The sequence below is a fragment of the Burkholderiales bacterium genome (assembly GCA_013695435.1).
In the GTDB taxonomy this organism is placed as follows: domain Bacteria; phylum Pseudomonadota; class Gammaproteobacteria; order Burkholderiales; family JACMKV01; genus JACMKV01.
Genome location: JACDAM010000183.1, coordinates 21,279 through 28,481, shown reverse-complemented (window position 1 = coordinate 28,481; position 7,203 = coordinate 21,279). Strand labels below are relative to the sequence as shown.

The window sequence follows — 7,203 nt, the reverse complement described above, 5'->3', positions numbered from 1 at the left end:
GCGCTGAACCGCGCATGCAACTCGCGCAGCCGAATCGGGGATTACCTTAACTGCGCTCGCAATTGTTATGCTTTCGCTCGACATGCTGTTCTCCTTGGGGAAAATCGTCCCCTGGAATTTTATTTCTTTGCTATACAAGCGCTATACAGTCAAATTACCGTTTGCAGATTTTGACGTAACTTATTGATTTTTGGCTCCCCGACGTGGGATCGAACCACGGACCCACTGATTAACAGTCAGTTGCTCTACCGCTGAGCTATCGGGGAATTTTGAAGCGCGCATTGTAGCCAGCCCCCGGGGGCTGGGTCAATGCATCGTTTCGCTGCGTTCACTCGAATCCCATCGTCGTATCCGGCGTCCTGGAACCGGTTACCCGATGACTGTTGCGATGCCCTCCGCCACATAATCGACATTTTGCGAGTTCAGGGCTGCAACGCAGATACGGCCGCTGTCGACAGGGTAAATAGAGTATTCGTTGCGCAGTCGCGCAACCTCGTCTTTGGTCAATCCGGAGTAGGAAAAAATGCCCCGTTGCGTGAGCACGAAGTCGAAATTTCTATTGGGCGCGCGCGTTTTCAGCCGATCGACAAGCTGCTGGCGCATCGCCCGTATGCGGTCGCGCATCGCGGCAAGTTCGCGCTCCCATAAACCGCGCAATTCAGGGCTGGTCAGCACCGCCGCAACCACGTGGCCGCCATGCGTCGGCGGATTGGAATAATTGGTACGAACAACGCGCTTGATCTGGCTCAGCACGCGCTGCGCCTCATTGCTGCTGGCGGTGCGAATACTGAGTGCGCCGACGCGTTCGCCGTACAGGGAGAACGATTTGGAAAACGAACTCGCGACAAACAGCGGTCCGCCGGTGTCCGCGAAGCGCCGGACAATGGCGCCGTCGGCGTTGATGCTTTCGCCAAAACCCTGATAGGCGATATCGAGAAACGGGATCAGATTGCGGCTAGCGACGATCTCGACGACATCGGCCCATTGCGCCGCGGACAGATCGACACCGGTCGGATTATGGCAGCACGCATGCAGCAGGACGATGCTGCCCTCGGCGAGTCCGCTCAGCGCGGCTTTCATCTCGGCGAATTTCAGTCCTTGCGTAGCCGAATCGTAATAAGGATAGGTCTTGACCGGAAAGCCCGCGCTCTCGAACAGCGCACGATGATTTTCCCAGCTCGGATCGCTGATCCAGACAGTCGCATCCGCAACCACGCGCTTCAGAAAATCCGCGCCCAGCTTCAAACTTCCGGTGCCGCCCAGAGCCTGGATGGTAATGATCGAAGCCGCGGCTACTGCTTCGTCGCCGAATAACAGCGCCTGGACCGCGCTGTTATAGGTGGGTATGCCATCGATTGGCAGATAACTGCGCGGGCCTGCTTTCTCCATCAACTGCGCTTCGGCGCGCCTCACGCATTCAAGCAGCGGCACTTTGCCTTTATCGTCGTAATAAACGCCGACGCCGAGATTGACTTTGCGCGGATTCTGGTCGGCGAGATAGGTTTCCGTAATGCCGAGAATAGGGTCGCGCGGCGCCATTTCTACGCGCGCAAGGAACGACGGCGAGGCTATTGCGTCCATATGCTAGGATAAATTATAGAGGGCGAATTGTAACCCGTGATTGTTACCTTCCCCCACAGCCCATTCAAGCTTCATCAGCCATTTTCGCCCGACGGCGACCAGCCGCAGGCTATCAGGGAACTCGTCGAAGGCCTGGCAGACGGGCTTTCATTTCAGACGCTGCTGGGCGTCACCGGCTCGGGCAAAACCTACACGATGGCGCATGTCATCGCCCAGCTCGGCCGGCCCGCAATCGTGATGGCGCCGAACAAGACGCTGGCCGCTCAGCTTTACGCCGAGATGCGCGAATTCTTCCCGGAGAACGCGGTCGAGTATTTCGTCTCGTACTACGATTATTACCAGCCGGAAGCCTATGTACCTTCGCGCGATCTGTTCATCGAAAAGGATTCGAGCATCAACGAGCATATCGAACAGATGCGTCTGTCAGCGACCAAATCTATGCTCGAGCGCAAGGACACTGTCATCGTGGCGACGGTTTCCGCGATTTATGGTATCGGCGATCCGGTCGATTACCACAGCATGGTTTTGCACCTGCGCGAGAAAGAAAAAACCGCGCAGCGCGACATCATCAAGCGCCTCGTCGAAATCCAGTACGAGCGCAATGAAATCGAATTCAAGCGCGGTACGTTTCGCGTGCGCGGCGATGTACTCGATATTTTCCCGGCGGAAAGTTCGGAGACCGCGTTGCGCGTGTCCCTGTTCGATGATGAGCTTGAAAGCCTGTCGCTGTTCGATCCGCTGACAGGCCATATCCAGCACCGAGTCGCGCGCTATACCGTGTATCCGTCCAGTCATTATGTGACGACGCGCGAAACCACGCTGCGCGCGATCGAACAGATCAAGGACGAGTTGCGCGAACGCCTCGCCCAGTTCGTCGCCGAGAACAAGCTCGTCGAAGCGCAGCGCCTCGAAGGCCGCACGCGCTTCGATCTCGAAATGATGAACGAAATCGGCTTCTGCAAAGGCATCGAAAATTATTCGCGCCATCTGTCGGGGCGCAACGCCGGCGAGCCGCCGCCGACCTTGATCGATTATCTGCCGCGCGATGCGCTGATGATCATCGACGAAAGCCACGTGACGATTCCGCAGATCGGCGGCATGTACAAGGGCGATCGCGCGCGCAAGGAAAATCTCGTCGAATACGGTTTCCGCCTGCCGTCCGCGCTCGACAACCGGCCGCTGCGCTTCGATGAGTTCGAAAGCATGATGCGGCAGACGATTTTCGTGTCGGCGACGCCGGCCGAGTATGAAAACACCCATCAGGGAAAAGTCGTCGAGCAGGTCGTGCGTCCGACAGGTTTGACCGACCCGGCCCTGGAAGTGCGGCCGGCCTCGACCCAGGTTGACGATCTGTTATCCGAGATCAACGCGCGCACCGCATGCAAAGAGCGCGTTCTGGTTACGACGCTGACCAAACGCATGGCCGAAGACTTGACGGATTATCTGGCCGATCACGGCGTCAAGGTGCGCTATCTGCATTCCGATATCGATACCGTGGAGCGCGTCGAAATCATTCGCGATCTGCGGCTTGGCCATTTCGACGTGCTGGTCGGCATCAACCTGCTGCGTGAAGGCCTCGATATTCCCGAGGTGTCGCTGGTTGCGATACTCGATGCGGACAAGGAAGGATTTCTGCGTTCCACGCGTTCGCTGATCCAGACCATCGGCCGCGCTGCGCGCCACATAAACGGGACGGCGATCCTTTATGCTGACGTCATTACCGATTCAATGCGCCGCGCGATCGACGAAACCGAGCGGCGGCGCAACAAGCAGATCGCGCATAACCTGGCGCGCGGCATCACTCCGAAAGGCATCATTAAACGCGTCACGGAAATGATCGACGGGATATACGAACCGGAGAAAGCCCACCTGGCTTTGCGCGCCGCCCAGATCGGGGCGTCCTATCGTGCGCTGAGCGAGAAGGATGCGACACGCGAGATCAAAAGGTTGGAGAGAGAAATGCTGGCGTGTGCGAAGAATCTCGAATTCGAGCGGGCAGCCCAACTGCGCGACGAATTGAAGACGCTGAAGCAGTACCTGTTTGGCGTCGAGATCCCGGGCTGAGGCAGGCGCCCCATGATCAAAGTATTGTTCGTCTGCATGGGAAATATCTGCCGTTCTCCGACTGCCGAGGCGGTGTTGCGCCATAAGGCCGAGCGCATGGGCATGGCCGACCATATGCTTATAGATTCAGCCGGAACGCATGCTTATCACATCGATGAGGCGCCCGACCAGCGCGCGCAGAAGGCGGCGAAACAACGCGGCTACGATCTCAGCTGTTTACGCGGGCGTCAAGTGTGCGCGAAAGATTTCCGGGAGTTCGACTATATTCTGGCGATGGATTCCGAAAATCTCGCACTGCTGAGAGACCGCTGTCCGCGGGAGTCTGCGCACAAGCTTCGCCTGTACATGTCCTACGCCCAGCGACACCGAATCGACGCCGTACCGGATCCCTACTATGGCGGCTCGCAAGGGTTCGAGCGGGTATTGGATATGGTAGAAGACGCCGCGATTGGCTTTCTCGACGAAATGAAGACCGCGCCAAACCGAAAACTCGAATGACAAAGTAGGCCAACGAACCGGAAAACCCGGTTTTGCCGGGCTTTCCGGGTTGTATACGACGTTTACTTGTGCGTCTCGATTTGCACGAGCGGCTGGTTTTCGACGGGCGGCGGCGCCGGCCGGCGAACTCGGGGACGACTGACGAGAGCTTCCGCCTCATTCTCGTCACGTGCGGCAACGTCTTTCAGCTTATGCGGATCCGTTTCAATTTGTACCCAGTCTCCGCCAGTACTCACCTTGTCGGAGCCATTGCCAGCGGCCTGACTGCGCGGCGCCGCTTCGATGACGGGTGGTTGAACCGCCGCCGGCAGGTGAGATTCGGGTTGCGGGGCGTTTTGCTCAGCCACCACCCTCGGTGAATCAATAAAAGTCGGGCTCTGATCGTTTATCTGACTGGAAGACTCGTCGGCTTGGGCTTCAAACAGCCGTGCACTCTCAAAGCCACCACCGTTGTCAGGCTCGCCCGCGCGATCCGGCTGCTGCAATGCCGTTTCCAATGCCGAAGAAGGCTCGGGTGTAGCCTCCCGCGCGGGCATTCTGAACCCGGGCTTTTCGGTGGGAATGGATGTCGTGGCATCCGCGAGCGAGACGTCCGCTATGCCGACATTCGCGGAAGACGCTGCGAACCCGGGTTCATCGTTTGACGCAGCCCTGTTCGATTCACCAATATCGGCCGGAGCCGCTGCGATATCAGTTAGATTCGCGGCTGGGCTCGTGGCTGGATTCGGCGCACGCTCTCCGCGTTCGCGTCGGCCCCCGCGACGCCCACGACGACTGCGCGGTTCCCGTGCTTCGCCATCCGCTTGAGCGTGATCCTCCGGGCTGCGCTCGGCCCGCGCCAAGGCCGGCTCCGGAGCAAGCGCTGACGCCGCGGTTTTGGGCTGAGCTTCCGCGCGATTTCCGTTACGTTCACCACGCTCACGCCGTGGTCGCGACCCCTCGGGACGATCTCGTCGAGGCGGGCGGGCGTCCGTGCGCTCGACGACCATTTCGCGTACGCGCGCTGGTTCGCGTTCCGATTCAATAACGGCTTCGGAAGCCGTTTTCGCGATGCGCGGCTCAGCGGAAGGCGCATCTTTTTGCTCGCGTCGGGGCTGATCGCGTCTGGGCCGCTTCGGTGGCCGCTGCCGCGAGGTGGATCGCGCCGCTTCGGTTGCTACGGGCGGCGGCGCGGGTTTGAACCACGCCAGGATTTTGTCGAGCAGCGACGGTTCATGCACCACTGCTTCCTGACGGATCGGCGCCGGCTGCTGCGGCGTGATGCCTCTGACCGCGGCTTGCGGACGTTCGACTTTGGCGTCGACCACTGGCGCGATCGCGGTATTCTCTTCCGGCGGCACTTCGACCATCTTGTAGCTTGCGATCGCCGCTTCTCCGCTGTTCAGTTCATCATGGCGCAACCGGGTGATCGTGTAGTGCGGCGTCTCCAGGTGCATGTTCGGGATCAGCACGACATTGACTTTGAGCCGGGATTCGATGGCATGGATTTCGGACCGCTTTTCGTTCAACAGAAAAGTCGCGACGTCGACCGGCACTTGCACATTGATCGCGGCGCTGTTTTCCTTCATCGCCGTTTCCTGAATGATGCGCAGGATGTGCAGCGCCGACGATTCGATGCCGCGAATGTGCCCGGTGCCGTGACAACGCGGGCATGAACTGTGGCTCGATTCGCCCAGGGATGGCTGCAGCCGCTGCCGCGACAATTCGAGCAGGCCGAACCGCGAAATTTTGCCGGTCTGGACGCGCGCACGGTCGAAATGCAGTGCGTCGCGCAGGCGGTTTTCGACGTCGCGCTGGTTGCGCTGGCTTTCCATATCGATGAAATCGATGACCACCAGGCCGCCCAAATCCCGCAAGCGCAGCTGCCGCGCGATTTCGTCGGCGGCTTCGAGGTTGGTGTTGAGCGCGGTCTGCTCGATATCGGCGCCTCGTGTCGCGCGCGCCGAGTTGACGTCGACCGATACCAGCGCTTCGGTATGATCGATGACGACCGCTCCACCCGAGGGCAGGGGCACCTGGCGCGAGTACGCGGTTTCGATCTGGTGCTCGATCTGGAAGCGGGAGAACAACGGCACGTCGTCGTTGTAGAGTTTCACGCGATTGACGTTCGCCGGCATCACGTGGCTCATGAACTGCTGCGCCTGCTGGTAGATGCTTTCGGTGTCGATCAGGATCTCGCCGATTTCCTGATGGAAATAGTCGCGAATGGCGCGAATGACGAGGCTCGATTCCTGGTAAATCAGGAACGCGCCGTTTTGCTGGTTCGACGCGTTCTCGATCGCGCGCCACAGTTGCAGCAGATAGTTCAGGTCCCAGGTCAATTCTTCCAGGGTGCGGCCGATGCCGGCAGTGCGCGCGATCACGCTCATCCCGGAGGGTACCTCGAGCTGATTCATGGTGTCGCGCAACTCGTTGCGCTCTTCGCCTTCGATGCGCCGGGAGACGCCGCCGCCGCGCGGGTTATTCGGCATCAGTACCAGATAGCGCCCGGCGAGGCTGATAAAGGTCGTCAGCGCCGCGCCCTTGTTGCCACGCTCGTCTTTGTCGACCTGCACGATTATTTCCTGACTTTCGCGTAACGCGTCCTGGATGCGCGAGCGCGAATTTTCGCCGGCCTGGAAATTGGCGCGCGCGACTTCCTTGAATGGCAGGAAACCGTGGCGGTCGCTGCCGTAATCGATGAATGCGGCTTCGAGACTGGGCTCGATGCGGGTGATGATGCCTTTGTAGATGTTGCTTTTGCGTTGTTCCTTTCCGGCTGATTCTATGTCCAGATCGATGAGCTTCTGGCCATCGACGATGGCGACCCGCAATTCTTCCGCGTGGGTCGCATTGAATAACATGCGCTTCATTTCTTGTTCTCCCGCGCTCAATAACACGGGTAGGGCAAATCCCTGCGCCTCAATTGGTTGGCTGCAGAATCATTCAGTCATAAGTGCTTTACGATGGTTGACATGGATAACTCTTCGGGTTTGTCATTTCTCAGTCCGCTAAAGCGGGGAAGTAGCAGCGCGTCGGTCAGCTTCGATCATGCAATTTGTGCGTGGAATCAGCTCGTTC

General features: G+C 59.1%; 4 protein-coding genes and 1 tRNA gene. 2 read left to right on the top strand and 3 right to left on the bottom strand.

The window, feature by feature from the left end:
• Positions 1-191 precede the first annotated feature (191 nt).
• A tRNA-Asn gene (locus H0V78_09455) sits at positions 192-266 on the bottom strand.
• A 103-nt stretch (positions 267-369) separates the two neighbouring features.
• Positions 370-1,581 carry an aspartate/tyrosine/aromatic aminotransferase gene (locus H0V78_09450; protein MBA2351989.1) on the bottom strand — a complete coding sequence of 404 codons (1,212 nt, stop codon included), beginning with the start codon at positions 1,579-1,581 and terminating at the stop codon, positions 370-372.
• A gap of 36 nt (positions 1,582-1,617) precedes the next feature.
• On the opposite strand from H0V78_09450, the gene uvrB reads away from it, so the two are divergent.
• The gene (uvrB, locus tag H0V78_09445; GenBank protein MBA2351988.1) at positions 1,618-3,645 is read left to right on the top strand and encodes an excinuclease ABC subunit UvrB; all 2,028 of its coding nucleotides are present in this window, start codon (positions 1,618-1,620) and stop codon (positions 3,643-3,645) included.
• A gap of 12 nt (positions 3,646-3,657) precedes the next feature.
• Positions 3,658-4,143, top strand: coding sequence for a low molecular weight phosphotyrosine protein phosphatase (locus tag H0V78_09440; GenBank protein MBA2351987.1), 486 nt, complete (start codon positions 3,658-3,660; stop codon positions 4,141-4,143).
• Positions 4,144-4,205: 62 nt separating this feature from the next.
• Here the strand turns inward: H0V78_09440 and H0V78_09435 are convergent, their stop codons facing one another.
• Complete coding sequence (locus tag H0V78_09435) at positions 4,206-6,995, bottom strand: Rne/Rng family ribonuclease (protein ID MBA2351986.1); 2,790 nt, start codon at positions 6,993-6,995, stop codon at positions 4,206-4,208.
• Positions 6,996-7,203: the final 208 nt, after the last annotated feature.